This is a genomic window from Bradyrhizobium sp. HKCCYLS20291, assembly GCF_051167715.1.
In the GTDB taxonomy this organism is placed as follows: domain Bacteria; phylum Pseudomonadota; class Alphaproteobacteria; order Rhizobiales; family Xanthobacteraceae; genus Bradyrhizobium.
Window position 1 is genome coordinate 204,390 of the sequence record NZ_JBNPTO010000001.1, and the last position, 25,369, is coordinate 229,758.

24 protein-coding genes and 1 tRNA gene are annotated in these 25,369 nt (G+C 65.3%); 12 read left to right on the plus strand and 13 right to left on the minus strand.

Features of this window, described 5'->3' with window-relative positions; translation table 11 throughout:
- Nucleotides 1-26 precede the first annotated feature (26 nt).
- Nucleotides 27-2,147 (plus strand): sodium-translocating pyrophosphatase, encoded by a 2,121-nt coding sequence (locus ACQR07_RS00910; protein ID WP_434900513.1) that lies wholly within the window; start codon nucleotides 27-29, stop codon nucleotides 2,145-2,147.
- Nucleotides 2,148-2,581: 434 nt separating this feature from the next.
- Here the strand turns inward: ACQR07_RS00910 and ACQR07_RS00915 are convergent, their stop codons facing one another.
- From ACQR07_RS00915 to ACQR07_RS00925, 3 genes are all read right to left on the minus strand, one after another.
- A complete protein-coding gene (locus ACQR07_RS00915; RefSeq protein WP_434900514.1) occupies nucleotides 2,582-3,664 on the minus strand; it encodes a DUF2336 domain-containing protein in 1,083 nt (360 codons plus the stop codon).
- Nucleotides 3,665-3,879: 215 nt separating this feature from the next.
- Complete coding sequence (locus tag ACQR07_RS00920) at nucleotides 3,880-4,887, minus strand: Bug family tripartite tricarboxylate transporter substrate binding protein (protein ID WP_434900515.1); 1,008 nt, start codon at nucleotides 4,885-4,887, stop codon at nucleotides 3,880-3,882.
- A 158-nt stretch (nucleotides 4,888-5,045) separates the two neighbouring features.
- Nucleotides 5,046-5,504, minus strand: coding sequence for an outer membrane protein assembly factor BamE (locus ACQR07_RS00925; RefSeq protein ID WP_434866844.1), 459 nt, complete (start codon nucleotides 5,502-5,504; stop codon nucleotides 5,046-5,048).
- A 129-nt stretch (nucleotides 5,505-5,633) separates the two neighbouring features.
- Between ACQR07_RS00925 and ACQR07_RS00930 the strand changes: the two genes are divergently transcribed.
- From ACQR07_RS00930 to ACQR07_RS00960, 7 genes are all read left to right on the plus strand, one after another.
- Complete coding sequence (locus ACQR07_RS00930) at nucleotides 5,634-6,179, plus strand: ubiquinol-cytochrome C chaperone family protein (protein ID WP_434900516.1); 546 nt, start codon at nucleotides 5,634-5,636, stop codon at nucleotides 6,177-6,179.
- Nucleotides 6,176-6,802 (plus strand): YceD family protein, encoded by a 627-nt coding sequence (locus ACQR07_RS00935; RefSeq protein ID WP_434900517.1) that lies wholly within the window; start codon nucleotides 6,176-6,178, stop codon nucleotides 6,800-6,802. Before ACQR07_RS00930 ends, ACQR07_RS00935 begins: the two co-directional genes overlap by 4 nt.
- Before the next feature lie 338 nt (nucleotides 6,803-7,140).
- Entirely contained in the window at nucleotides 7,141-8,202 is a 1,062-nt protein-coding gene (gene plsX, locus ACQR07_RS00940; protein ID WP_434900518.1) for a phosphate acyltransferase PlsX, read from the plus strand.
- Nucleotides 8,199-9,173 carry a beta-ketoacyl-ACP synthase III gene (locus tag ACQR07_RS00945; RefSeq protein WP_434900519.1) on the plus strand — a complete coding sequence of 325 codons (975 nt, stop codon included), beginning with the start codon at nucleotides 8,199-8,201 and terminating at the stop codon, nucleotides 9,171-9,173. The genes plsX and ACQR07_RS00945 overlap by 4 nt, the downstream gene beginning before the upstream one ends.
- 134 nt (nucleotides 9,174-9,307) lie before the next feature.
- Complete coding sequence (locus tag ACQR07_RS00950; protein ID WP_434900520.1) at nucleotides 9,308-9,661, plus strand: integration host factor subunit alpha; 354 nt, start codon at nucleotides 9,308-9,310, stop codon at nucleotides 9,659-9,661.
- A gap of 112 nt (nucleotides 9,662-9,773) precedes the next feature.
- Entirely contained in the window at nucleotides 9,774-10,337 is a 564-nt protein-coding gene (locus ACQR07_RS00955) for a MerR family transcriptional regulator (protein ID WP_434866850.1), read from the plus strand.
- Nucleotides 10,338-10,461: 124 nt separating this feature from the next.
- A tRNA-Pro gene (locus tag ACQR07_RS00960) sits at nucleotides 10,462-10,539 on the plus strand.
- Between the two features lie 422 nt (nucleotides 10,540-10,961).
- On the opposite strand, the gene ACQR07_RS00965 is transcribed toward ACQR07_RS00960, so the two are convergent.
- Nucleotides 10,962-11,258: an addiction module antidote protein gene (locus tag ACQR07_RS00965; protein ID WP_434900521.1), complete on the minus strand. Its 297-nt coding sequence runs from the start codon at nucleotides 11,256-11,258 to the stop codon at nucleotides 10,962-10,964.
- 3 nt (nucleotides 11,259-11,261) lie between these two features.
- Entirely contained in the window at nucleotides 11,262-11,558 is a 297-nt protein-coding gene (locus ACQR07_RS00970) for a type II toxin-antitoxin system RelE/ParE family toxin (RefSeq protein ID WP_434900522.1), read from the minus strand.
- Between the two features lie 273 nt (nucleotides 11,559-11,831).
- Here ACQR07_RS00970 and ACQR07_RS00975 point away from each other — a divergent pair, with 273 nt between their 5' ends.
- Together ACQR07_RS00975 and ACQR07_RS00980 are read left to right on the plus strand one after the other, a co-directional pair.
- Nucleotides 11,832-12,707 carry a class I SAM-dependent methyltransferase gene (locus ACQR07_RS00975; protein WP_434900523.1) on the plus strand — a complete coding sequence of 292 codons (876 nt, stop codon included), beginning with the start codon at nucleotides 11,832-11,834 and terminating at the stop codon, nucleotides 12,705-12,707.
- Nucleotides 12,708-12,820: 113 nt separating this feature from the next.
- Nucleotides 12,821-13,702 carry an AraC family transcriptional regulator gene (locus tag ACQR07_RS00980; RefSeq protein ID WP_434900524.1) on the plus strand — a complete coding sequence of 294 codons (882 nt, stop codon included), beginning with the start codon at nucleotides 12,821-12,823 and terminating at the stop codon, nucleotides 13,700-13,702.
- Between the two features lie 471 nt (nucleotides 13,703-14,173).
- On the opposite strand, the gene ACQR07_RS00985 is transcribed toward ACQR07_RS00980, so the two are convergent.
- Nucleotides 14,174-15,733 (minus strand): oleate hydratase, encoded by a 1,560-nt coding sequence (locus ACQR07_RS00985; protein ID WP_434900525.1) that lies wholly within the window; start codon nucleotides 15,731-15,733, stop codon nucleotides 14,174-14,176.
- A gap of 183 nt (nucleotides 15,734-15,916) precedes the next feature.
- On the minus strand, nucleotides 15,917-17,485 hold the full coding sequence (locus ACQR07_RS00990; protein ID WP_434901034.1) for an oleate hydratase: 1,569 nt from the start codon (nucleotides 17,483-17,485) through the stop codon (nucleotides 15,917-15,919).
- 351 nt (nucleotides 17,486-17,836) lie between these two features.
- On the opposite strand from ACQR07_RS00990, the gene ACQR07_RS00995 reads away from it, so the two are divergent.
- On the plus strand, nucleotides 17,837-18,157 hold the full coding sequence (locus ACQR07_RS00995) for a hypothetical protein (protein WP_434900526.1): 321 nt from the start codon (nucleotides 17,837-17,839) through the stop codon (nucleotides 18,155-18,157).
- Nucleotides 18,158-18,243: 86 nt separating this feature from the next.
- On the opposite strand, the gene ACQR07_RS01000 is transcribed toward ACQR07_RS00995, so the two are convergent.
- Nucleotides 18,244-18,399, minus strand: coding sequence for a hypothetical protein (locus tag ACQR07_RS01000; RefSeq protein ID WP_434900527.1), 156 nt, complete (start codon nucleotides 18,397-18,399; stop codon nucleotides 18,244-18,246).
- 400 nt (nucleotides 18,400-18,799) lie between these two features.
- Here ACQR07_RS01000 and ACQR07_RS01005 point away from each other — a divergent pair, with 400 nt between their 5' ends.
- On the plus strand, nucleotides 18,800-19,603 hold the full coding sequence (locus ACQR07_RS01005; RefSeq protein ID WP_434900528.1) for a hypothetical protein: 804 nt from the start codon (nucleotides 18,800-18,802) through the stop codon (nucleotides 19,601-19,603).
- A 40-nt stretch (nucleotides 19,604-19,643) separates the two neighbouring features.
- On the opposite strand, the gene ACQR07_RS01010 is transcribed toward ACQR07_RS01005, so the two are convergent.
- Genes ACQR07_RS01010 through ACQR07_RS01030 form a run of 5 tightly spaced genes read right to left on the minus strand, consistent with a single transcriptional unit; the run spans nucleotide 19,644 to nucleotide 25,016 of the window.
- The gene (locus ACQR07_RS01010) at nucleotides 19,644-21,119 is read right to left on the minus strand and encodes an ABC transporter ATP-binding protein (protein WP_434901035.1); all 1,476 of its coding nucleotides are present in this window, start codon (nucleotides 21,117-21,119) and stop codon (nucleotides 19,644-19,646) included.
- A gap of 50 nt (nucleotides 21,120-21,169) precedes the next feature.
- The gene (gene biuH, locus ACQR07_RS01015; RefSeq protein WP_434900529.1) at nucleotides 21,170-21,853 is read right to left on the minus strand and encodes a biuret amidohydrolase; all 684 of its coding nucleotides are present in this window, start codon (nucleotides 21,851-21,853) and stop codon (nucleotides 21,170-21,172) included.
- Between the two features lie 17 nt (nucleotides 21,854-21,870).
- On the minus strand, nucleotides 21,871-22,797 hold the full coding sequence (locus ACQR07_RS01020) for an ABC transporter permease (protein ID WP_434900530.1): 927 nt from the start codon (nucleotides 22,795-22,797) through the stop codon (nucleotides 21,871-21,873).
- Nucleotides 22,798-22,800: 3 nt separating this feature from the next.
- Nucleotides 22,801-23,910 carry an ABC transporter permease gene (locus tag ACQR07_RS01025; RefSeq protein WP_434900531.1) on the minus strand — a complete coding sequence of 370 codons (1,110 nt, stop codon included), beginning with the start codon at nucleotides 23,908-23,910 and terminating at the stop codon, nucleotides 22,801-22,803.
- Entirely contained in the window at nucleotides 23,907-25,016 is a 1,110-nt protein-coding gene (locus ACQR07_RS01030; RefSeq protein ID WP_434900532.1) for a BMP family ABC transporter substrate-binding protein, read from the minus strand. Before ACQR07_RS01030 ends, ACQR07_RS01025 begins: the two co-directional genes overlap by 4 nt.
- Nucleotides 25,017-25,369: the final 353 nt, after the last annotated feature.

Here is a 25,369-nt window from a genome sequence, read left to right on the forward strand (position 1 = left end):
CAAAAGCAAAGAGCCGAGGAAACTAAATGTCAGCTTTATGGGTGATCGTGCTCTGCGGAGCGCTGTCGATCGTCTATGCGATCTGGGCCACACAATCCGTGCTCAGCGCGGACGCCGGCAATGCGCGGATGCAGGAAATCGCGGCGGCCGTGGCCGAGGGCGCTCAGGCCTATCTCCGCCGCCAATATACGACGATCGGAATCGTCGGCGTCGTGATCTTCGTGCTTCTTGCGTATTTCCTCGGCATGCTCGTCGCGGTCGGCTTCGCGATCGGCGCGATCCTCTCCGGCGCCGCCGGGTTCATCGGCATGAACGTGTCGGTGCGCGCCAACGTCCGCACCGCGCAGGCGGCGACCACCTCGCTCGCCGGCGGCCTCGAGCTCGCCTTCAAGGCCGGCGCCATCACCGGCCTGCTCGTCGCCGGCCTGGCGCTGCTCGGCGTCACGATCTACTTCGGCATCCTCACCGGCTTCATGAAGCTCGCGCCCGACAGCCGCACCGTGATCGATGCGCTGGTTGCGCTCGGCTTCGGCGCCTCGCTGATCTCGATCTTCGCCCGTCTCGGCGGCGGCATCTTCACCAAGGGTGCCGACGTCGGCGGTGACCTCGTCGGCAAGGTCGAAGCCGGTATCCCCGAGGATGATCCGCGCAACCCGGCGACGATCGCCGACAACGTCGGCGACAACGTCGGCGACTGCGCCGGCATGGCCGCCGACCTGTTCGAGACCTATGCGGTGACCGCGGTTGCCACCATGGTCCTGGCCGCGATCTTCTTCGCCAAGTCGTCGCTGCTGACCAACATGATGACCTTGCCGCTCGCCATCGGCGGCATCTGCATCATCACCTCGATTGCCGGCACCTTCTTCGTCAAGCTCGGCGCCAGCCAGTCGATCATGGGCGCGCTGTACAAGGGCCTGATCGCGACCGGCGTGCTGTCGCTCGCCGGTGTCGCGATCGCCATCGGCTGGCTGATCGGCTTCGGCAAGCTCGACGGCGTCGACTACACCGGCTCCGCGCTGTTCGCGTGCGGCGTCGTCGGTCTCGTCGTCACCGGCCTGATCATCTGGATCACCGAATACTACACCGGCACCGACTTCCGCCCGGTGAAGTCAATCGCGTCGGCCTCGGTGACCGGCCATGGCACCAACGTGATCCAGGGTCTCGCCATCTCGATGGAATCGACCGCGCTGCCCGCGATCGTGATCATCGCCGGCATCCTGGTCACCTACAGCCTCGCCGGCCTGTTCGGCATCGCGATCGCGACCACCACCATGCTCGCTCTGGCCGGCATGATCGTCGCGCTCGATGCCTTCGGCCCGGTGACGGACAACGCCGGCGGCATTGCCGAAATGGCGGGCCTGCCCAAGGAGGTCCGCAAGTCCACCGACGCGCTCGACGCGGTGGGCAATACCACCAAGGCGGTCACCAAGGGCTACGCGATCGGCTCGGCCGGTCTCGGCGCGCTGGTGCTGTTCGCGGCCTATAACCAGGACCTGCAGTTCTTCATCGCCGACTCCGCCAAGCACCCTTACTTTGCGGGGATCAAGCCGGACTTCTCGTTGAACAATCCCTACGTCGTGGTCGGCCTGCTGTTCGGCGGCCTGCTGCCGTATCTGTTCGGCGCGATGGGCATGACCGCGGTCGGCCGCGCCGCCGGCGCGATCGTCGAGGAGGTGCGCCGCCAGTTCCGCGAGAAGCCCGGCATCATGCAGGGCACCGACAAGCCTGACTACGGCAAGGCGGTCGACCTGCTGACCAGGGCGGCGATCAAGGAGATGATCATCCCCTCGCTGCTGCCGGTGCTGTCGCCGATCGTCGTCTACTTCCTGATCTACGCGATCGCAGGCGGTGGCGCGGCCGGCAAGTCGGCGGCATTCTCCGCGGTCGGCGCGATGCTGCTCGGCGTCATCGTCACCGGCCTGTTCGTCGCGATCTCGATGACCTCGGGCGGCGGCGCCTGGGACAACGCCAAGAAGTACATCGAGGACGGCCATTTCGGCGGCAAGGGCTCGGACGCGCACAAGGCGGCGGTGACGGGTGACACCGTCGGCGACCCCTACAAGGACACGGCGGGCCCCGCCGTGAACCCGATGATCAAGATCACCAACATCGTGGCCCTGCTGCTGCTGGCGATCCTGGCGCACTGATCAGCAGAACGGTCCCGACAAACAAAGACCCCGCGGCGCGAGCCGCGGGGTTTTTGTTTGTGTCTGTTCCACGTGACGGCGTGCACAGCTCGACGAGCGGAGACGGTGCCGGCCGGGACGACGTAACACCTCCACGCCGTCATTCCGGGGCATTCGCGCGCAAAATGGCGTAGCCATTTTGAAGCAGCGCGAATGAGCCCGGAATCCATAACCCCAGGCCCGTCGTGAGTTGAAGAAGAGCGCCACGCACATCCGATCCTTGCCATGCTCAGTCGTGGCTATGGATTCCGGGCTCGCGCTTGCCGACAAAATGGCTGCGCAATTTCGTCAGCAAGCACGCCCCGGAATGACGAGGAGGAGAGGGCACGGCGCCAAGCCGAAACGGACGCCCGAGGCGGCGCAATCGTCTGGAAGGTCTGCGACGATCGCGAGGCCTACTCCGCCGCGCGCTGGCGCGTCCGGTAGCTCTGCAGCGTGCTCTGCGCCAGGCGCGGCTGCATCTGCGAGAAGCTGGCCAGGTGCTGATCGAGCTGCGGTCGCGCGCTGCCGCTGGCGTTGGCCTGCATGAACAAGAGCGTCGTCGTGGTGACCCAGGACAGGTCGAGCGCCTTGGCCAGCACCAGCAGCTGATCCGACTGCTTGCGCACGAAGGCGCGCTCGACGATGTCGAGCGGCAGCTTGCACATCAGCGACAGCGCCAGCGTGACCTTGTCGAAGCTGCCTTCCTTGGCGAAGCCGTGCAGCTGCGCCTCGTTCAGCTGACCGGTGGCGTGCAACTGCTCGACATAGGCCCTGGCGTTGGTGAAATCGGCCGAGCGCGTGCGCGCCGCGGCCTGCAGATGGTCGGAGGCCTGCGCCACCGCGAGTTCGACGATCTCGGCACGGGCGGTGTCGGCAGATGCGAGCTGGTTGCGGACGGCGTCCGAGGCTTCGACGAACAGCCGGACCAGCACTTCGCGCGGGCTGTCGGGGCGGCTCCAGAGCTTCAAGGCGAGGCCCGGGTCGTCGGAAGCCTTCGTCACCAGCCCGGAGAAGCCGTGCTCGGAGAAGTGCGCGCCGGCATTGTTGGCCGTGTTGGATACGACCGCCTGATCGCCGCGATCGACCAGAACGTCGGTGACGGATTCCGTGAGGACCTTGCGATCGGAGATCGCCAGCAGGTGCTCCTGGCTGCGGCTCTGTGCGGTCGCGACCAGGGTCTTCTCGTCGAGCCGGTCGCTCTGGCGCAACACCGGACCGGCAACCGCGATGGTCTCGTCGCTGGCCAGCAGCTTGATCAGGCGCGGCGGCGCATCGGGCAGCACCGCGAGCCGGCTGCCGAGCTGCGCGCGCGACGCGACGGCGACGTTGTCGAGCAGCTTGAACAGGACGTGGTCGAACAGGTCGACGTGCTCGTCGTTGAACTTGCCTGAGCCCACGACGAACAGGTCGGTGACGCGCTCCAGGATATCGGCGCGCCGGGACACGTAGCGGCTGGCGAGAATATCTTCGAGCTGATGCAAAACGTTGTTGGGCAAGGCACGGCTCACGCGATGAATGTCCGCCGCGGCCTGCCCTTCGGACGATGAACGGGCCCATTTCACCTGAAGCGAATGGGCCGGCCTCCGTTGACGGTATCTGATCACCAGATCAAAGACGCGCGGCTGTCATCTATCGCACGGGCCGGCTTAAGGTGCCGTTACACCCCCAGCCCCCTCGAGCGGGACGGGGACGACCAGCCCCGAAGTACCGCTCACTGCACGTCCATCTGCAGTCCTTCCTTCTGGATGATCGCGGCGAATTTGGTCGTTTCCGCCTGGACGAAGTCGCCGAACTGCTGGGGCGTGCCGTAATCGGCCCGGGCTCCCATGGTTGCGATGCTTTTTGCGATGTCCTCGCGCTCCAGCATCGCCTTGACCTGGAGATTGAGCGCATTGACGATCTCGGGCGGGCAGGCCTTCGGCAGGAACACGCCGAACCAGGACGACACGTCGAACTTGGCAAGCTCCGGCGCGCTCTCGCGCATCGTCGGCAGGTCGGGGGCATTGGCGCTGCGCTCCGGCGTCGTCACGCACAGGCCTGTCAGCTTGCCGTCCTGGACCTGCGGCAGCGACGGAAACAGGTTGTCGAACAGGATCTGGATGTCGCCGGCGAGCCCAGCCTGCAGAGCAGGGCCCGCGCCGCGGAACGGGATGTGCGTCATCTTCAGCCCGGTGAGCTGCAGGAACCAGGCTCCGGTCAGATGCGGACTCTGGCCGACGCCGGAGGAGCCGTAGTTCAGCTTGTCGGGATTGGCCTTGAGATAGGCGATCAGTTCGGGGATCGACTTGATCCCGGTGGAAGGATGCGCCGAGACGATGTTCGGGATGCGGATCATGTTCGACACCGCCTGCAGCTGATCCGGCTTGTAGGCGAGGCTGCGGAAGATCGAATAGGCGATCGCGTTGGGTCCGGGATTGCCGATCAGGATGGTGGTGCCATCGCCCTTGCCGTTGCGGGCGACCTCGGCGGTGCCGATCGTGCCGCCGCCGCCGGAGCGATTCTCGACCACGGCCGATTGGCCCCATGCCGTTTGCAGATGGGCAGCCAGCAGCCGGCCCATCACGTCGGTGCTGCCGCCGGGCGCGGCCGGCACGATCAGCCGCACCGTTTCCGTCGGGCGCCAGTCGGCGAGACTGCTGCGCGGCAGAATGGCGGCGGTCGACAGCGCCGCCGCTCCGGACAGCAGCTTGCGGCGCGACAGCCTGATGCGATGGGCCATTGATTCCTCCCTGCTTTCATTTTGCCGGGAGGTTAGGGAAGGTTGCACTGCCAGAGCAAGCGCGCGGGTTGCCGAAGAGCTGCGCCAATCAGCGCAGCGTATGGCTTTTTGCCGTCGCCCGGAACGGCATATTCCGAGCGACGGTGATCAGCTTTGGATCAGTTGAAGCTGAGCAGCTTGAACAGCGGCGTCAGGTAGCTGAGCTCCTGGCCCGAGGTCGCCGTGGTGCGGCTGACGAAGTCGAAGATCTTGCCGTCCTTCATGCCGTAATTGGCCAGACGGCGGACCTGGCGGTTCTTGTCGAAATAGACCGCCACGACCCGCTGATCGACGATCTTCTGGTTCATGAAGGCGACCGGGCGCTCGGCGCGCTGAGAGATGTAATAGAACACCTCACCGTCGAGCGTGGCGACCGTCGAGGGCGTCCCCATCACGATCAGCACCTGGTCCTGGCTGGCCCCGATCGGGATCTGTTCCAGGGCGCCGGGCGGCATGATGTAGCCCTTCTGGAACTGCTCACCGGTGCAGGCGGCGAGCGCCAGGCAGGTCAGCGCAATCGCGCCGGCGGTGCGCAGGGTGCTGAGGCCATGGGTAAGCAGGCGGGCAGTCGTTCGCATTGTCTGGGTCATCTTCTTCAGATCGGATCCCGTCCCCTTGCGTCGGGCAGGGCGTTGACGTACCGGGCAAACTTGCGGATTGCAACATGCCCCGGAACAGGGGCAGCGAAACTCAGCCGCGGAACCGTCATGCTCTGGCCATTCAACCGTTTCAGCAAGTCGCGACCGTCCCCGCGCGGGACCATCGAGCCGATCTATGGCACGATCGTGGCACAAACCCGAGAACCGTTGTTTTATAGGCACTTAAATGTCCCTGACACGGTCGAGGGGCGGTTCGATCTGCTGATTCTGCATCTCTGGCTGGTGCTGCGCCGGCTGCGCGGGGTGGGTGCGAACCTGTCGCAGGCCCTGTTCGACCGGTTCTGCGACGACATGGACGACAATCTGCGCGAGATGGGGGTGGGCGACCTGACGGTACCCAAGCGGATGCAGAAGTTCGGCGAGGCGTTCTATGGCCGCACCGCGGCCTATGATCTGGCGTGGTCGGACAGCGAGGCCCAGCTGGCGGCGGCCTTGCAGAAAAATATCTTGAACGGAGAGCATCCGGACAGCGCGGCACGACTCGCCGGCTATGCGGGACGGGTCGCAGCACAGCTGGCGGCCATGGATGACGCGAGGCTGCTCGGCGCGGCCTGGAGCTTTCCGCAGCCGATTGAGCAGGACACAGCGAGATGAGCAGCAGAGACAAAGACGCTTCACGCGAGACGGCGCGAGACCCGTCCCGGGATCCCTGGCGGGCGCCGCCGGTGATCGTCGCGCAAATTCCCGACGCCGGGCTGCATCGCGAGATCGAGGCCGATGCGGCGACACGCGCCGCGCTCGCCACGATTGCCGAGCTGCGCGAGGTGATCTCGGCGCATGCGTCGTTCGACGTGGTCCAGAAGCGCGACGGCAAGGTCCATGTCGGCGGCCGGGTGCGGGCCCGCGTCGGCCAGACCTGCGTGGTCACGCTGGATCCGATCGAGACCGAGATCGACGAGCCGATCGACCAGATGTTTGCGCCGCCGGACCAGATTCCCGAGCTGGCCGACTTCGTCGAGGACGACCCGAACAGCGAGGTCGACACCGCCGATCCGCCGGAGCCGATCATGGGCGGCCAGATCGACCTCGGCCGCCTCGCGGCCGATGCGCTGTTCCTGGCGATCGATCCCTATCCGCGCAAGCCGGGCGTAGTGTTCGAGCAGCCGGCCGCGGCCGCCGACCCGCAGGATCATCCCTTCGCAGCGCTCAAGGCGCTCAAACCCGGGGCAGACGAGCCGCCCCGCGCGGGCCAGCCCAAGATACCGGAGGACGATTGAGAGCGGCCTGCTGCCAGCGGGATACGGGCGGATGCTGGCGGGAAAACTCGTGAAATCACGACAAGGGGCTGTTTCGAAACGATAATATCCGCTTCTCCGAGAAACTCCCGACAACCGCGGTCGCAAAAAGGGATCGGGCCAGGAGGTTGTTTCGACACGGAGAGACGCTATTGTCGCGCCCGGTCGGGGGTGCGACGAAAGGGCTCGGACGGCCTCTGGTCCGTCCAGGGGGCGGCGCAGAGCCCTGAACGACCGCCAAGCCAAGACCGCCAAGACAAGACCGCCAAAACACGGCCGAGCCAGATGCGGCCAGCAAGAGATCAGGTTTCCGGGACGTCATGCCTCAAAAGGTTCGAATCGCGCTGGACGCCATGGGCGGAGATTTCGGCGCGGCGGTCGTGATTCCCGGTGCCGCGATCGCGCTCGGCCGCCATCCCGACGTGGAATTCCTGCTGTTCGGCGACAGCGCCAAGATCACTCCCGAGCTCGACCAGCATCCGCGCCTGAAGGCCGTGTCGCGCGTCGTCCATACCGACGTTGCGGTCAGCATGGAGGACAAGCCGAGCCAGGCGTTGCGGCGCGGGCGCAAGACCTCATCGATGTGGCTCGCGCTGGAGGCGGTGAAAAAGGGTGACGCTGACGTCGCGGTGTCCGCCGGCAACACTGGGGCGCTGGTGGCGATGGCGCGGTTCTGCCTGCGCACGCTCGACGGCATCGACCGGCCGGCGCTGGCGGCGATCTGGCCGACCGCGCGCGGCGAGTCGGTCGTGCTCGATCTCGGCGCCACCATCGGCGGCGATGCCAATCATCTCGTGGCGCTGTCGGTGATGGGCGGCGCGCTGGCCAGCGTGCTGTTCAACAAGCCGCGGCCGACCGTCGGCCTGCTCAACATCGGCGTCGAGGAGATGAAGGGCCACGAGGAGATCCGCGAGGCGGCCGAGCAGCTGCGGGCGATGAATCTGCCGCAGCTCGACTATATCGGCTTCGTCGAGGGCGACGGCATCGGCAAGGGCGCCGCCGACGTGGTCGTGACCGAAGGCTTCAGCGGCAACATTGCGTTGAAGACGGCCGAGGGCACGGTCCGCCAGGTGACGGACTTTCTGCGCGGCGCCATCCAGGCGAGTTGGCTGGCGCGGATCGGCTATCTGTTCGCGCACGGCGCCTTCGCCGCGCTGCGAGCCCGGCTCGACCCGCGCAAATCCAACGGCAGCGTGGTGCTCGGGCTCAAGGGCCTCGTGGTCAAGAGCCATGGCGGAACCGATGCCGAGGGCTTTGCCTCGGCTGTCAGGGTTGGCTATGAGATGGCCCGCACCGATCTCCTGACCAAGATCATTCAAACACTCAATCGCGACGGCGGCGCATCGGCGTCCGAACCGGTCGCCCAGGAGGCTGTCTCGTGACAATTCGTTCGGTCGTGCTCGGCTGTGGCTCCTATCTTCCGCAGCGGGTCGTGACCAATGCCGAACTCGCAAGCCGCATCGAGACCTCGGACGAATGGATCGTCCAGCGCACCGGCATCCGTGAGCGCCATGTCGCAGCCGACGGCGAGTTCACCTCCCATCTCGCGATCAATGCCGCCCGCGCGGCGCTGGCTGCCGCCGATGTCGATCCGCAGTCGATCGACCTGATCGTGCTGGGCACCTCGACGCCGGACAACACCTTTCCGGCGACCGCCGTCGCCGTGCAGAACGGCCTCGGCATCCATCACGGCGCGGCGTTCGATCTGCAGGCGGTGTGCTCCGGCTTCGTCTTTGCGCTGGCGACGGCCGACAATTTCCTGCGCAGCGGCTCGTTCAAGCGGGCGCTGGTGATCGGCGCCGAGACCTTCTCGCGCATCCTCGACTGGAACGACCGCACCACCTGCGTGCTGTTCGGCGACGGCGCCGGCGCGCTGGTGCTGGATGCCCAGGAGCAGGGCGGCAGCGCGGCCGACCGCGGCGTGCTGACCACGCATCTGCGCTCCGACGGCCGCCACAAGGCCAAGCTCTATGTCGATGGCGGTCCGTCGTCGACGCAGACCGTCGGCCATCTCCGCATGGAGGGCCGCGAGGTGTTCAAGCACGCGGTCGGCATGATCACCGACGTGATCGTGGACGCCTTCGAGGCGACCGGCCAGTCGGCCGAGAGCATCGACTGGTTCGTGCCGCACCAGGCCAACAAGCGAATCATCGACGCCTCGGCGCACAAGCTGCACATCGCGCCGGAAAAGGTGGTGCTGACGGTCGATCGGCACGGGAATACCTCCGCGGCATCGATCCCGCTGGCACTCGACGTCGCAGTCAAGGACGGCCGCATCAAGAAGGGCGATGTGGTGCTGCTCGAGGCGATGGGCGGCGGATTCACCTGGGGATCGGCGCTGGTCCGCTGGTAGACGGTATGCTGGGCGGGTGGCGGTGGGACGAAAAGCGGCGAATCGGTCGGTTCCGGCTTCACGCTCCTGTTGACCACCGCCCCTTAACCTCTTAATTTCCGAAGCGAATTATTCGCCGTGAGTTGGGGCAGGCGATGACGGGAACCGGCAAGACAGTCACACGCGTTGATCTCTGCGAAGCGGTCTACCAGAAGGTTGGCCTATCGCGGACGGAGTCGTCCGCCTTCGTCGAGCTCGTATTGAAGGAGATCACCGATTGCCTCGAGCGGGGCGAGACGGTGAAGCTGTCCTCGTTCGGCTCCTTCATGGTGCGCAAGAAGGGTCAGCGGATCGGACGCAATCCGAAGACCGGCACCGAAGTGCCGATCTCGCCGCGCCGGGTGATGGTGTTCAAGCCGTCGGCCATCCTCAAGCAGCGCATCAACGGCCAGAGCGTCGGCAAGATGAACGGCGAGGCCACCCACGAGCTCAGCGCCGAACCCGAATAGGGTGGCGCGGCCGACAGCGGCCGCTGAGCTTGACCGCCTGATCAGGACGGTCGTGTTGCATTCGACGCGTTCAGCGTAGTCTCCTCAACTCGCCAGCACGGGGATCGGGCATTTGGACAAGGCGCCGGACGCGTTTCGGACCATCAGCGAGGTCGCTCAGGAGCTCGACATTCCGCAGCACGTGCTGCGGTTCTGGGAGACCCGGTTCGCCCAGATCAAGCCGATGAAGCGCAGCGGCGGTCGCCGCTACTACCGGCCCGACGACGTCGACCTGCTCAAGGGCATCCGCCGCCTGCTGTACGGCGAAGGCTACACCATCAAGGGTGTGCAGCGGATCCTCAAGGAGCACGGCGTCAAGTCGGTGCAGGGGCTCGCCGACAGCTCCGCCGCGGTCTCGTTCGGCGCGCTGGAGGAGACGCTCGGCGCGGCCCTCATGGAGGAGGAGCCGGTCGAGGAGGCCGAGGTCGAATCGGAGGACGAGGAGGAGGAGGCCTCCGACGAGGAGGGCATCGATTTCCGCTTCGTCGAGACCGAGGACGACATTCTCGACACCTTCCGCGTCGGCCCGCCGCAGCGCGCCGGCATCAGGCCGGAAGAGCGCGAACGGCTCGAAGGCGTGCTCAAGGCGCTGCTCGACTGCCGCGCTCTGCTGGACCGGGCGATGAAGGAGGTCTGAGGCGGGACGGCATGTGGAGGCGGGCGGCGAGGGGACCTTGAAGACCTCCCGGTCAGCATCCCCCCATGAAACCCGGCCGCCGTGCCTTGCATCGCGCCCGGATCACGGCTAGAGGAACGGCCATCGGAGCGTGGCGCAGCCCGGTTAGCGCACTAGTCTGGGGGACTAGGGGTCGTGGGTTCGAATCCCGCCGCTCCGACCATTTTCTCACGTTGCAGAAATATCGCGGCGGGCAATTAGGCCGCCTCCGGCTTTTGCGTGAGGGCCTGCTCAACCGCCTCAGGCGCCCGGTCGAGAATCGATATGCGCGGGCTGTGGGATCTGGGGAGTATCGCCGCTGTTCCCAATCGCGGAGGCTGGCCAAGCTGAGAGCGTAGCGGAGGCAGAACTCCTCCTGAGTCAATCCGCACCGAGCGCCTATCGCCTTACATCGATCTCTGCAGGGACAAACGTTTCGTAAGTCGCAGGGGCTGCTTCGCCACGGGCGATCGCACGGCCTTCCTTTGCGGCCTGTATCAATCTCTTGCCAAGGGTGCTCGTACTGTTGCTCTCGGGAAAACGGCGATGCCCATACCACAAATCTAGTTCAGCCGTTCAGTTGCGTATTTGCGCTGTTTTCAGTGCTCACGCGGCTTGGTTTTGAGTCGGCTGAGCGATCAGGCTGATTTCCATGGCTTGAAGCACCTTCAGGATCGTACCGAATTCCGGCTTTGCTTCGCCACCGAGCGACCGATACAGATTTTCGCGCGACAGGCCGGCCTTCTCCGCGACTTCGCCCATACCCTTTGCGCGAGCGACGGTACCGATCGCCATCGCGACGAGAGAGGGATCGCCGGATTCCAGAGCTTCGGTGATATAGGCGGCAATCGTCTCGGGGCTATCGAGATACTCGGCCGCGTCGTACGGTTTGATTTTGGTCATCGCTCAGTCCTCCAGATTGGCTGCCAATTTCTTGGCCTCCGCGATGTCTGCATTTTGCGACGCTTTGTCGCCGCCACAGAGCAGAACTACGACTTCTTCGCCCCGTTGAACGAAATAGACCCGATAACCCGGGCCATAGTGTATCCGCATTTCACTGACGCCTTCGCCGACCGGTGCGACATCGCCTGGGTTGCCAAGGGCAAGGCGATCAATCCGGGCAAGGATCTTCACTTTTGCTCGGGCATCCCGCAAACGCTTGATCCAACCGGAAAACCCGTCGGTTCTCTTAATGGCGGGCATGTGTAGCGTATACGCTACTTTTTTTAGGTCGTCAATGTTCTTCGAGATTTCGGCGGGTTCGACATTTACTGCAACTGCGCGACATCGACGGCGAGAGCGGCAACGGCGGCGCTTGACGGAACGAGAGACCGCAGGCCGCCATGAGCGGCGCGGCGGCGTTCTGCGGCGACGTCTTTCCAACCCGCGAGCCACCTCCTAAACTCCCCATCGAGCTGCCGGTCGTCCAGTCGCCCGGAGCTCGTTTTCATTTCTGCCATCCTGCCGAGTTCCCTGATGGACGCCGCCGTCACCGACACCTCCTTTGGCCACTTCGAGAATGCCGAGCAGATCGCCTTCTGGAACGGCGCGGGCGGCGAGCGCTGGGTGGCGCGGCGGGCGGAGCTCGATGCGATGCTGGCGCCGGTGCAGGAGGCGCTGCTCGCGCGGGCGGCGATCGCGCCGGGCGAGCGCGTGCTCGACGTCGGCTGCGGCTGCGGTGCGACGGTGATTGCCGCCGCCGAGAAGGTCGGCGCCGGCGGCAGCGTGCTGGGCCTCGATGTCTCCGCGGCCATGCTGACCGCGGCCCATGCGCTCGCGCCATCGGATGCTCCCGTCAGCTTCGTGCAGGGCGACGCGATGGTGCATCACTTCAAGGCTGCGAGCGCCGATGTCGTCATCTCCAGGCTCGGCGTGATGTACTTCGCCAACCCGGTGCGTGCCGTGCTCAACATCCGCAACGCGCTGCGCTCCGAGGGCCGCGTCGTCTTCGCCTGCTGGGGCGAGTTGCGCGACAACCCGTGGGCGCTCGAGCCGTTGCAGGCGGCCTATGACCACGTGCCGAAGCTGCCGGGGCTGGCGCCGCACGCGCCGGACGATTTCGCGTTCGGTGCGAGCGAATGGGTCGACAAGGTGATGACGGAGGCGGGGCTGCGACGCGTCCGGCTGGAGCGTTGCGAGGTGAGTCTCGACCTCGGCGGCGGCGCCGGCGTCGATGGCGCGGTGCAGACGGCGCTCGCGATCGGCCCTGCCGGCCGCGCACTGGCCGGGCAGCCGCCGGAGCAGGTCGAGGCCGCGACCGCGGCGGTGAAGAAGGTGCTCGCGCGCTACGCCAAGGGGCCCGGCGTCACGATGCCCGCCGCGTTCTGGATTGCGACCGCGGTCGATCCATAGGCCGGGCACAGAGACCGATCAGCAAGTTCTGCCCGTCCCGACAAAGCCGCAAGATCGGTCGAGCGTCTCCGAGCTGAGTCCGCTTAGCTGGGGCCGCCACGGAGCAGAGAACGATGAAGGCGGCGCTGCAGACCTACCATGCCCGGATGCAACGGGTGCTCGATCACATCGACCGGCATCTCGACGATGATCTGGATCTGGACGCGCTGAGCAGCATCGCCGCCTATTCGAAGTATCATTTCCACCGCCAGTTCACCGCGACCTTCGGTCTGTCGGTGCATCGCTACGTCCAGCTCGCCCGCATGAAGCGGGCGTCATACCTGCTGGCGTCCAGCGATGCGCAGAGCATCACCGATGTCGCAATGGAGGCCGGCTACGATGCGCCGGATGCTTTCGCCCGCGCCTTTCGGCAGAGGTTCAAGCAGTCGCCGTCATCGTTCCGGAAATCTCCCGACTGGGAGCCGTGGCTTGCGGCCTTCGGGCCACTCGACGATGCGAGGAGCAAGCTGATGCAGACCACCTTCACCCCTGACGACGTGACGATACGCGACGTGCCGACCACACGCGTGGCCATCATCGCGCATCGCGGCGACCCCGCGACGCTCGGCGCCACGATCCAGCGCTTCATCTGTTGGCGCAAGGTCGCCGGCCTGCACCCCAGCACGAGCCCGACGTTCAACGTCTGGCGCTCCGAACGCCGTCCGGCATCGCCCGCCGACTACAGCGTGGACCTCTGCGTCGGCACTAACGGGCCGATCGAGACGAATGGTGAGCAGGTCACGGCCGGCGAAATTCCCGGCGGGCGCTGCGCGGTGCTGCGTGTGGTCGGCCACACCCACAATCTGGAGCCAGCCGCGCTGCATCTGTATCGCGACTGGCTCCCTGCCAGCGGCGAGGAGGCGCGCGACTTCCCGATCTACTGCCAGCGGCTCAGCTTCTTTCCCGAGGTACCGGAGCACGAGACGGCCGCCGATCTGTTCCTGCCGTTGAAATAGTCGCCGCAACCGGCGGTGGAGTGTAGTTGCGGTTCCTACGAATGTTGACGTGCACTTAGAGTGGTTCCAGTTCCCCGCCGGAACCGCATTCACGCCTGAACGTTGATGCTGTGATCCAAAACAAGGGAGCCACACCCTTGCATTGAACCTGCGCGCGGATGCGCGGACCAACCTGATATTCGGCTCGGGGACGAGTCGCTTTTTAGGAATTTTGGATCGGTCTCGGGGTTGTCCCGAAGGCAGCTTTTATCGTTGAAGGAGGCGCGTATGGTCCTCAAGACTTTGAAGGTCTCATTGTCTGTTTTTGCCGCTGCAACATCCGTGGTGTCGCTGTTTGCCGTCAGCTGGGTCGGTCTCGCATTGTTGGGCTACTGATAAATTCACGTCAAGCTACATAGCGACAAACGAGTGCGCCCGGATCATCGATCCGGGCGTACTCGTTTTGGCAAATGCGTGTCGGCGCTGCCCAAGTCAGGCGAAGGCCTTCTCCACTGTCTCGATCAGCACGCGGAACGATTTGTCGTGGCGCGTGATCGGCGGGATCGCCCTGGTGATACCGAGCAGCTGATACACCGCCATTTGCGCCGCGCGCACCGAGTATTCCACCGTGAATACGACGTCGTCGGGGATCTCGACGAACTGGCTGACGAAGGCGAGGTTCTTCGAATTCGCCGGCACCGGCAACGGCCGGTCCGTTCGGTTGCGCGGCATGAACATGCTGGTGATGTAGGGCAGGCGGCACGGCACGCAGGTCGCGTCGTCGAACACCGACAGGTCGAAGTTGAGATGCCCGCACAGCTCCTTCAGGATCTCGGCGCCACCGCAATCGGCCATCGCCTTGGGCACGAAATTGCCGATGCGGTCAGGGTGCAGCGCGTAGCCCCAGAACACCTGCACGTTGTCCGGCTGATCGGTGAAGTGCGGCTGGTGATACAGCACGACCGACATCAGCCAGTTCGACTCGGTGAAGGTGACGAGCCCGCCGGTACCGGCGGCATTGCCGCTGAACGCCTGCATCGCGTCGAAGAAGCGCGCGTTCCGGCAGGTGACGGTGAAGGACTCCCAGCAGGATTCCGGAATCGATGAGTTGAAGGCGGCGGGATTGCCGAACTCGGGACGGCCGTTCGCGATCTTCTCCCACAGAGCCCAGCCCTGGCTGTCCTGCTTGGTGAGCCGCGGCGGCGGCGCATCCTGCGTGCCCAGGCTGGTCGCATCGGTCATCGAGCCGTTCTGCAGGAACACGAGATCGTCGCTCGAAAGCGCAATCTTCTCCGGCTTTCCGCTGCGATCCAGCAGCAAGCGCTTGACGACATGCTTGCCGCCTTCGCTCGCGATCTCGATATCGGTGACATCGACGCCGCCGGCGAAGTTCACGCCATGGCCTTCGAGCCATGTGACGAGCGGCACCACGATCGCGTCGTACTGATTGAACACCGTGCGCTTGACGCCGGCCAGCGTCTCGATGCGCGGAAACTCGTTCATGAAGCGATGCAGATAGCGCTTGAACTCGACCGCGCTGTGCCAGGGCTGAAACGCGAACGTCGTCTGCCACATGAACCAGAAGTTCGTGGTGAAGAACGGCGGCGATAGCCAGTCGGTGATGCGGGAGTTGCCGAGCTTCTCTTCGGGGGCTTCGGTCAGCCGGCCGAGCTCGAGCCGGTCCTGAACGGAGAAGCCCATGGTCGAGACGTCGACCTTGTGCCGGTTGCGGTCGACGAGGCGCGCCTGCGAATGCGCGACATGCGCCTTGTTGAAGGCCAGCGTCTCGTCGCGCACGCTGCGGCTGGGATCTGCCCCGCCGGGAATGCTCGAGAGCAGGTCCCAGGTGCATTCATAGTGATCGGTGGTCAGCATGCGCCCGCCGCGTAGCGAGTAGGAGCCGTCGGGCAGCCGTGCGCCGTCGAGACTGCCGCCGAACGGCAGATGCTTCTCGAAGATGGTGATGTCTCCTCCCGCGACGCCGCCGTCGCGGATCAGGAATGCCGCGCCGGCGAGTGCGCCGACGCCGCTGCCGATGAAATAGGACTTCATGATGCTTTACCCGGATCGTTCATTGCGATCCGGGATTAGCCGCGGGGTTCCTGCCTGGAACTGATCCAGGTCAAACGAGCTTGTGGCGCGTGATCACGATCTCGCGCGCGAGGCTCTGCCGCCATTCTGACAAAAACAGCGATGTGGAGCGGATGTCATTGCCGAGATGCGATTTGCGTTGGTCTAGGCGAACGATTTGATCGCCGACTGCAGCAAAACCTTCAGCGATTTGTCATAGGGCGTGACCGGCGGAATGGCGCGGTCGATCTTGAGCAGTTGATAGACCGCGTGCATCGCCGCGCGCACCGAATATTCGATGGTGAACACCGCGTCCTCCGGCAGCTCGACGAACTGTCCGATGAAGGCGAGGTTTTGCGAGGTCAGCGGCACCGGCAGCGGCCGGTCGCCATAGCTGCGCGGCATGAACATGCTCATGATGTAGGGCATCCAGCACGGCACGCAGGTCGCGTCCTCGAACACCGAAAGCGGGAAGCGCAGATGCCCGCACAGTTCTTTCAGGATCTCCGCGCCGCTGCATTCGGCCATCGGCTTTCCGACGAAATTGCCGACGCGGTCGGGATACAGCCCATAGCCCCAGAAGATCTTGATGTTGGCGGGCTGGTCCGGAAAATACGGTTGCGTGTACAGCACGATCGACATCCGCCAGTTCGAATCCTTGAACGTGACGAGGCCGCCGGTGCCGGCGACGTTGCCGCTGAACGCCTGCATCGCGTCGAAGAAGCGCGCGTTGCGGCAGGTCACGGTGAAGGACTCGAAGCTGGATTCCGGGATGTTCGCGTTGAAGATCGCCGGGTTGCCGAATTCGGGCCGGCCGGCGGCGAGCTTCTCCCACAAGGTCCAGCCGTGGCTGTCCTCCTTGGTGAGCTGCTTCGGCGGGCTGTCATGGCTGCCGAGGCTGGTGGCGTCGGTCATCGAGCCGGCGGTGTAGAACACGAGGTCGTCGCGGGCGAGCTCGATCGTGCTGGGCGCGCCGTTCTGCGTCAGCACCAGACGGGTGGCGCGATGCCGGCCGTTCTCCGTTGCCAGCGCGATGTCGGTGACATCGGTGCCGCCGACGAAGTTGACGCCTTGGCCCTCCAGCCAGCGCAGCAGCGGCTTCACGATCGAGTCGTTCTGATTGTAGACGGTGCGCTTGACGCCGCCGAGCGTATCCATCATCGGGAATTCGTTCATGAAGCGCCGCAGATAGCGCCTGAACTCGACCGCGCTGTGCCACGGCTGAAACGCGAACGTCGTCTGCCACATGTACCAGAAGTTCGTGGTGAAGAACGGCGGCGACAGCCAGTCGGAGATCAGCGCATTGCCGAGCTTTTCCTCCGAGGCTTCGGTGAGCCTGGTCATCTCGATGCGGTCCTGCATCGAGAAGCCCATGGTGGAGACGTCGACCTTGTGCCGGTTGATGTCGACCAGCCGGGCCTGCGCGTGCGTCACATGCAGCTCGTTGAACGCCTTGGTCTCGCTGAGGATGTCCTCGGCCGGCTGCGACGCGCTGGGAATGGTCGACAGCAGGTCCCAGGTGCACTCGTATTGTTCGGTCGTCAGCATGCGGCCGCCGCGCATCGAGTAGGAGCCGTCCGCAAGTCTGGCGCCGTCGAGGCTGCCGCCATAGGGCAGACGCTTCTCGTAGATGGTGATGTCGCGCCCGGCCACGCCGCCGTCGCGGATCATGAATGCTGCGCCTGAGAGAGAGCCGATGCCGCCGCCGATGAAATACGCTTTCATGAGATCGATCCGTTGATGAAAAAGAATGAAAAAAGAACAGAAAAATCGGCGAGAGATCGCAACTGACGATCGCTCAAGGACCGACCTGGGCAGGTTAGCTCAAAGTGGTGGATTTGTCCCGAACGCGTTGAAGTAGTCGACGCGGTTGCGCGCTTGGCAGACCGCGTCGATCGCGGGCGCCCAGGTCGTCCTCGTCTGGGAAACGCTGTATCGGACGTCACCGGCAAGACGAGCGCCACGCCGGCACCTGCTCCGCGTCCGGCTCAGGACGGTTCCCGGAACGTCAACCCGCTCAACGGTTTGACGTGAGGCTTCGATCCTCTGGATCAAGCCTTCGGGGATGTCACAGGAGGAGACTTCATGAAGCTCATGACGATTGGACTGGCGACGGCGATGGCGTTGACCGGCAGCGTGGCGATGGCCCAGAGCACAGGCAGCGGCGCGACCGCGGGCGGCTCGGCCGGGGCCGGCAGTACGACGACGCCGGGCTCGGCGACCGGCAGCACGACCACGCCAGGCACCACCACCGGTCTCGGGGCCGGCAGCCCGAACTACAATGCCGGCGGCGCTGCGGCCGGCGCGAACAGCACTCTCAACCCGTCTGGCAACAGCCTGATCAATCCGTCGCCGAGCGGCTCGACCCTGACGCCATCGAGCGGCGGCACCGGTACCGGCCGCTGACAGCGAGCGGCGCGCGAACCATCTTGCGAGGCCTCGTGCCCACCGGGCACGGGGCCTCGTTGCGTCGGTCGCCGCGGCCCGGGCAATCAGATCCCGAGCAGCCAGACCGCGACGATGGTGCCGATGACCGCGATTCCGCTGATCGTCCAGCCGGTCAGATAGGCACCGTCGTCCTGCATGACCGGATCTGGGATCGGCGTGTGCCAGTGCTTCTCCTGCCAGTGCCCCTGTTGGTACGCCATGCGAACCTCCTCGAGCCTGCCTCCCCAAGATTAGGTCGGAGGCGCCAACGCAAGGTTCAACCTCCAGATGATATCTTTCGATCTTGCACTGCAATGTCGGCCGAAGCTGTGGAGGGCCGGCGAGAGCTTCACGTGGCTTCAGCTTGCCCGAAAGGCGCCGCCGAAGGACGCCTCTATCGTAGCGGTGCTCGTCCCCGCGGGTGCGGTGCAATGTCCCGCCATGTTCGGAGGGGCGGCTCCGGCAGGGCGGCTTGTCGAGCTGTGCCCTGTAAGCCGCAGGATGAGACGATCAGAGCAGGGGCTATTCCTGCAGGGCCCGCCGACGTGTAGATGTGTGCCAGGGAAAGCACGCGCCGGTCCAAATCCTGCCTGTGTAGGCTCGGAGCAGGTTGAGGGGGCGATGTTTTACAATTGCAGAAGCGCGCTCTCGCTCGTCGTCACACATCTGTGTCTGGTCGCGGCCGCACTTCTAACTTTGGCGGGGTCATGTTCGGCTGCCGCCCAGAACACGCTTTTCGGGAAAGTGTTCAACTGCCCTGGAAAAGGAAAGTCGTCGGTGTGCGTGTGGGGCACGGTTGCGAAAGCGACCACCGTCACGCTGCTGGCCAAGGGCTGGAAGAGCTCGGGCACACCACAGCGCGTCTTTCCAAACACGGAGTTTGAAAACAACTACAAGACGTTCACGCAGATCGAGCTTCCCGCGGCGTCGCCAAAGGACGCCTTCATGATTGCCGTATTCGCGCCCTCGGAGTTGGTCAGCGACATCCCCCTCCAGGATACCAAGGACGACGCTGTCATCCGGCGCATCGGGGCATACGTCAAGAAGGCAAAGCTTAATCTGGCGCCCGACATCCAAATGCTTGGCACGCGCCTGTACCGGATGTCGCCGACAATCCTGTTGTCGCAGACATTCCTCGCCAACGCCGACTATGCGGCGACTGTGAAGGGTCGGCCGCCACGCGACTGTGAGTATTGCGATGTTGTGCCGGCGCTGGTCGGTGAGCCCCCGATCGATCTGTTTGCTTCGATCCGCTCCAAGGAAGTCAACTCGGTTGAGCACGTCTGTGGCGGGATCGAGTTCGCGTTCGCGCTATCGGAGCGACCGCATGTCGTGAGCTACGCGTCGATCTGCGAGAGCGACTCTTTTTCGACCACACTGATCCATGATCTTTCGGGCAAGACACCAAAGCTCGTCTTCGATTAGTCCCTTGCCGTTCGATCGAATGGCCGCAGCAACCTCCGCCTCAATGTCCTGCCATGTGCCGGCCGATCTCGGTGAGGTCGGCCTCGCCTGCGACGGTCTCGTAGACCAGTTGGCCGTGGAACATCACGACGAGACGGTCGGACAGCTCGAGCAGCTCGTCGAGATCCTCGCTCACCAACAGCACGGCGGCGCCGCGGTTGCGGGCGGCCATGATCTCGGCGTGGATCTGCGCGACCGCTGCGAAGTCGAGGCCGAAGCAGGGATTGGCGGCGATCAAGACCTCGACGTCGTGGCCGAGCTCGCGGGCCAGCACGGCGCGCTGCACGTTGCCGCCCGACAGCGCCGAGATCGGCGTATCCGGCGTGCGGGTCTTGATCTTGTAACGGTTGATCTTGGTCGTTGCGTCCTTGCGGAAGGCCGACTTGTTGAGCCACCAGCCGCCGCTGGCGAACGGGGCGCGGTCGAACTCGCGCAGCGCGATGTTGTCGGCGACGCTCATGGCACCGACGCAGGCGTTCTTCAGCGGCTCCTCGGGCAAGAGCGACATCTTGTGCCGCCGCATCTCCTCGCGGCGCGCGGAATAGGGCGCGCCCGAGACCCTGACGGCGCCGCTTTCGGCCTCGCGCTGGCCGGCGAGCACCTCGACCAGCTGGCGCTGGCCGTTGCCGGAGACGCCGGCGATGCCGACGATCTCGCCGGCGCGCACGGTGAGCGAAAGATCATGCACGGCGAGGCCGCCGGCATCGTCGCGCGCGACAAGCTTCTCGACTTCGAGCCTGACCTTGCCAGCCTCGCCCGTGCGGGAGGGCTGCACCGTGAGCTGCTCGGCGCCGATCATCATCCGCGCCATGTCGTCGGGCGTCAGCTCATTGACCTTACCACGGCCGGCGAGCTTGCCGCGGCGGAGGATGGTGACCTCATCGGCGAACGCCATCACCTCGCGGAATTTGTGGGTGATCATCAGGATGGTCAGTTCGCCGGCCTCGACCATCTTGCGCAGCATGCCAAGCACCTCGTCGGCTTCGCCGGGCGTCAGCACCGAGGTCGGCTCGTCCAGGATCAGGAAGCGGCGCTTCAGATACAGCTGCTTGAGGATCTCGCATTTCTGCCGCTCGCCGGCGGAGATGTCGGACACCTTTGCGTCGAGCGGCACGCGGAACGGCATGCGCGACAGGAATGCCTCCAGCTCCTGCTTCTCCTTGGCCCAGTTGACCACCGCCGGCACGTCGTCGCGCGCCAGCACCAGGTTCTCCGCGACCGTCATCGCCGGCACCAGCGTGAAGTGCTGGTAGACCATGCCGAGGCCGAGCGCGTGGGCATCCCTGGGATTGCTGATGGCGCGTTCGCGCTCGGCGATCAGCACGTCGCCCTCGGTCGGGCGGTAGTAGCCCATGATGCATTTGACGAGCGTCGACTTGCCGGCGCCGTTTTCGCCCAGCAGCGCGTGGAACGAGCCGGGCTTCACCTTCAACTCGACATTGTCGAGCGCGGTGAACGCGCCGAAGCGCATCGTCATGGCGATGGCCTCGACGCCGAACGCAGCCGTTGGTGTCGGATCGTCGCCGATCACGACAGCGCCTCGATCAGCGCGGAGGAGGTCGCGACTGCGCCGAACACGCCGCCCTGCATCTTGATCATCTTCAGCGCGTGGTCGTGGTTGCTTTGATCGGTGGCGCCGCAGCAGTCCGACAGCAGCACGCACTCGAAGCCGCGGTCGTTGCCCTCGCGCATCGTGGTGTGGACGCAGACGTCGGTGGTGATGCCGGTCAGCACGATGTTCTGGATGCCCTTGAGGCGCAGGATCAGCTCGAGGTCGGTGGCGCAGAACGAGCCCTTGCCGGGCTTGTCGATGACGATCTCGCCGGGCAGGGGCGCGAGCTCCGGGATGATCTCCCAGCCCGGCTCGCCGCGCACCAGGATGCGGCCGCACGGGCCGGGATCGCCGATCCCGGCGCCGATCTGCTGCGAGCGCCAGCGCTTGTTGGCGGGCAGGTCGGAAAGATCGGTGCGGTGGCCTTCGCGGGTGTGGATGATCAGGAAGCCCTGCGCGCGCATCACGGTGAGCAGCTTCTTGATCGGCTCGATGGGCGCACGGGTGAGCGAGAGGTCATAGCCCATCTTGTCGACATAGCCGCCGACGCCGCAGAAATCGGTCTGCATGTCGATCACGATCAGCGCGGTGTTCTCAGGCCTGAGATCGCCGTTGTACGGCCAGGCATAGGGCTCGGAGCGGATGGTGCGCGCGGTCATGATGGCCCTCCGGAAAATCAGCGGGTAATGGACAGCTCGGCCGGCGCGCCGCTCAGGGTGCGCTTCGGCGAGCAGGTGATGATCATGATCAGCAGCGTCAGGATGTAGGGCGCGGCGTTGAACAGATGATAGCCGGAGGTGACGCCGACGGATTGCAGCGCCGGCCCGAGCGCGGCGGCGCCGCCGAAGGCCAGCGAGGCCCACAGGCACAGCATCGGGTCCCAGCGCGCGAAGATGACGAGCGCCACCGCGGTGATGCCCTGTCCCGACGACAGGCCCTCGTTCCAGCTGCCGGGATAGAACAGCGACAGGAACGAGCCGCCGATGCCGGCGAGGAAGCCGCCGGCCATGGTGGCACGCAGCCGGATCATCAGCACCGAATGGCCCATCGCGCGCGCCGCGTCGGCGCTCTCGCCGGCAGTGCGGATCAGGAGGCCCCAGCGCGTGGTCTTGAACGCCCACAACAGGATTGGCGCGAGCGCCACGCCGAGCAGGAACAGCACGTTGATGCGCAACGCGGCGCGGACCTGCGGCACGTCGCTCCACCAGCCGAAATCGATCGCCGGCAGCCGCGCGGCGGTCGGCTCGATCAAGGGCTTGCCGAGGAAGAAGGCCAGCCCGGTGCCGAACAGCATCAGCGAAATTCCCACCGCGACGTCGTTGACGCGCGGCAGCGAGCAGATGCCGGCATGCAGGGCGCCGAGCAGCGCACCGGTCAGGCCGGCGGCGAGCACGCCGAGCCAGGGCGAGCCCGAGAGATAGGAGATGCCATAGGCGCTCATCGCGCCCATCACCAGCGTGCCCTCGAGGCCGAGATTGATGCGGCCGGAGCGCTCGGTGATGCATTCGCCGAGACTGACGAACAGGAACGGCGTGGAGACGCGGATGGCGCCGCCGAGCACCGCGAGCGGCACCGTCCAGAGTCCGATGTTGCCGTCAGCCATGTCTCACGACTTTCCCTTGAGGAAGCCGATGCGCCCATACAGCGCGTCGCTCGCCAGCACCGAGATGAAGATGATGCCCTGCAGCACCTGCACCGAGGCGTCGGGCAGGCCGAGCCGGCGCTGCAACAGGCCGCCGGACGCATTGATGCCGCCGAGCAGGATCGCCACCGGAATGATCGCCAGCGGATTCTGCCGCGCCAGGAACGCGACCAGAATGCCGGTGAAGCCGTAGCCGACCGCGAGATTGGCGTTGGTGCGGCCCTGCACCGCGGCGACCTCGACCATGCCGGCCAGCCCTGCACAGGCTCCCGCAAGGAAGCACACCGTCAGGATCAGCTTGCCGACGGACAGGCCGACGATCTTGGCGGCGCGGATGTTGCCGCCGGCGACGCGCGCGGCGAAGCCGAAGGTAGTGTGGTAGATCAGCACATAGGACGCGATCGCCAGGATCAGCCCGAACACCAGGCCCCAATGCACGTCGGTGCCGGGAATGGTGCCGATCATGTTGGCTGCGCCGATCTCGCGCGTCGATGGCTTGTTGAGGCTCGCCGGGTCGCGCATCACGCCCTCGACGAGATGATTGAGGATCGCCAGCGCGATGTAGACCAGCAGCAGGCTGGAGATGGTCTCGTTGACCCCGCGATACTGCCGCAGGCCGCCCGACAGCAGGATCCACAATCCGCCGCCGGTCATGCCGGCGATCACCATCGCGGTCTGCACGACGAGCGGCGGCATCCCCTGCAGCGCCAGTGCGGCCGACGTGGCCGACAGCGCGCCGATCAGGAGCGCGCCTTCGCCGCCGATGATCACCATGCCCAATTGCGCGGGCAGGGCGGTGCACAGCGCGGTGAGGATCAGGGGGGCGGCGCGGCTCAGCGTGTTCTGCCAGGAGAACCAGGTGCCGAATGCGCCGTAATACATGTACCAGTAGAGGTCGAGCGGGTTCTTGCCGAACAGCGCGACGAAGATGCCGAACAGGATGAGCGCGGCGACCAGCGCCGCGCCCGGAATGAGAATGTACTCAATGCTCGCGCCATGACGCTGCAGAAAGCCCGCCTCCGCGGCTGGCGCGATGGCGGCCGCATCAACCGGATCGGCCGCCTCCGTGGTCACGACGTCGCTCCGATCACGCCCTCGACCAGGTAGTCCATCTTCTCGAGCTCGGGATCCTTCTGGCCGCGCTCGGTGCCCGCGGTGATCACGGTGTTGCCCTTGTTATCCTTGATCGGCCCCTTGAAGATCGTATAGCCGTCGCCGAGGAATTTGGCCTTGATCTCGTCGGCATGCTTGCGCGCCTGCTCGGAGACCGCCTCGCCATAGGCGGAGATCTTGACCACTTCTTCCTTGAGACCGCCGCGATAGAAGTTCGGAATGCTCTCACCGGCGGCGAGCATCTTGACGAACTTCGGATACAACGCCTCCCAGTTCCACTCGGCACCGGTCAGATAGGCTTTCGGCGCCAGCGGCGACTGGTTGACATGATAGCCGGTGACGAAGGCGCCGCGGCGCGCCGCGTTCTCGACCATCGTCTTCGGACCGTCGACATGGCAGGTCAGCACGTCCACGCCCTGGTCGATCAGGCTGTTCGTCGCCTCGGCTTCCTTGACCGGCATCGACCAGTCGCCGGTGAAGATCGCCTGCGTGGTCGCCTTGGGGTTGGCGAGCCGTGCGCCGAGCGTGAAGGCGTTGATGTTGCGCAGGACCTGCGGGATCGGCTTGGCGGCGACGAAGCCGAGCTTGCTGCTCTTGCTCGTATAGCCGGCGACGATGCCGGCGATGTACTGGGCCTCGTCGATGTAGCCGAAATAGGAGCCGGCGTTCTTCGGGTCCTTGTCGCTCCAGAGCCCGCCGCAGTGCTCGAAGCGCAGCTTCGGGTACTTGTTGGCCATCTTGATCATGTGCGGATTGTAGTAGCCGAACGAGGTCGGGAACAGCAGAGTGGCGCCATCGAGATTGATCATCGACTCGATCGTCTTCTCGACCGCGTCGGTCTCCGGCACCTTCTCCTCTTCAATGACCTTCAGCCCGGGCAGCTTCTTCAGCGCGGCCGCGCCTTGCGCATGCGCCTGGTTGTAGCCGTAGTCGTCGCGCGAGCCGACATAGATGAAGCCGATCGTCGTGTCCGCGGCGAAGGCCGGCCGCAGGCCCGCGGCTGCGCCCAGCGTCAGCGCCGCGCCACCCTGCAACAGATGCCGTCGCGAAATCCTGCCAAAGTCCATTGCTGTGCTCCCTCGGCGAGCTCTTGGCCCGCGCCCTGTCATCTCGGCTTCACCGGCACGGCGGAGCCTCGCGGAGGAACCTTTCAAGCTTTGTGCCAGGGTCGCGGAGCTCCGTAGCCTTGGTAAGTTACGGAAATCACTGCGATTTGCAGTTGGCGATATGTTGGGCGAAATCTTTGACCGTCAGAAATAAGCTCAATTATTGAGCAATCGACTTCAATTGTATGCAACGCGCTCGATCTCGCGAAGCCGGCGCGATGGTGCGTCGGCGTTGTGCGAGTGCGCTGACGTTTTCGCGTCGAGGGGGGCAAGGGGCGCACCGACATCTGCTCTGGTCATTGACCCCAGACGCC

Bases quoted from the DNA above. Each gene is read 5' to 3' on its own strand.
- ACQR07_RS00910 (WP_434900513.1), top strand. From the start codon at position 27: ATGTCAGCTTTATGGGTGATCGTGCTCTGCGGAGCGCTGTCGATCGTC.
- ACQR07_RS00920 (WP_434900515.1), bottom strand. From the start codon at position 4,887: ATGGCCCATCGCATCAGGCTGTCGCGCCGCAAGCTGCTGTCCGGAGCG.
- ACQR07_RS00925 (WP_434866844.1), bottom strand. From the start codon at position 5,504: ATGCGAACGACTGCCCGCCTGCTTACCCATGGCCTCAGCACCCTGCGC.
- ACQR07_RS00930 (WP_434900516.1), top strand. From the start codon at position 5,634: ATGCTCTGGCCATTCAACCGTTTCAGCAAGTCGCGACCGTCCCCGCGC.
- ACQR07_RS00935 (WP_434900517.1), top strand. From the start codon at position 6,176: ATGAGCAGCAGAGACAAAGACGCTTCACGCGAGACGGCGCGAGACCCG.
- plsX (WP_434900518.1), top strand. From the start codon at position 7,141: ATGCCTCAAAAGGTTCGAATCGCGCTGGACGCCATGGGCGGAGATTTC.
- ACQR07_RS00950 (WP_434900520.1), top strand. From the start codon at position 9,308: ATGACGGGAACCGGCAAGACAGTCACACGCGTTGATCTCTGCGAAGCG.
- ACQR07_RS00965 (WP_434900521.1), bottom strand. From the start codon at position 11,258: ATGACCAAAATCAAACCGTACGACGCGGCCGAGTATCTCGATAGCCCC.
- ACQR07_RS00970 (WP_434900522.1), bottom strand. From the start codon at position 11,558: ATGCCCGCCATTAAGAGAACCGACGGGTTTTCCGGTTGGATCAAGCGT.
- ACQR07_RS00975 (WP_434900523.1), top strand. From the start codon at position 11,832: ATGGACGCCGCCGTCACCGACACCTCCTTTGGCCACTTCGAGAATGCC.
- ACQR07_RS00980 (WP_434900524.1), top strand. From the start codon at position 12,821: ATGAAGGCGGCGCTGCAGACCTACCATGCCCGGATGCAACGGGTGCTC.
- ACQR07_RS00985 (WP_434900525.1), bottom strand. From the start codon at position 15,733: ATGAAGTCCTATTTCATCGGCAGCGGCGTCGGCGCACTCGCCGGCGCG.
- ACQR07_RS00995 (WP_434900526.1), top strand. From the start codon at position 17,837: ATGAAGCTCATGACGATTGGACTGGCGACGGCGATGGCGTTGACCGGC.
- ACQR07_RS01000 (WP_434900527.1), bottom strand. From the start codon at position 18,399: ATGGCGTACCAACAGGGGCACTGGCAGGAGAAGCACTGGCACACGCCG.
- ACQR07_RS01005 (WP_434900528.1), top strand. From the start codon at position 18,800: ATGTTTTACAATTGCAGAAGCGCGCTCTCGCTCGTCGTCACACATCTG.
- ACQR07_RS01010 (WP_434901035.1), bottom strand. From the start codon at position 21,119: ATGACGATGCGCTTCGGCGCGTTCACCGCGCTCGACAATGTCGAGTTG.
- biuH (WP_434900529.1), bottom strand. From the start codon at position 21,853: ATGACCGCGCGCACCATCCGCTCCGAGCCCTATGCCTGGCCGTACAAC.
- ACQR07_RS01020 (WP_434900530.1), bottom strand. From the start codon at position 22,797: ATGGCTGACGGCAACATCGGACTCTGGACGGTGCCGCTCGCGGTGCTC.
- ACQR07_RS01030 (WP_434900532.1), bottom strand. From the start codon at position 25,016: ATGGACTTTGGCAGGATTTCGCGACGGCATCTGTTGCAGGGTGGCGCG.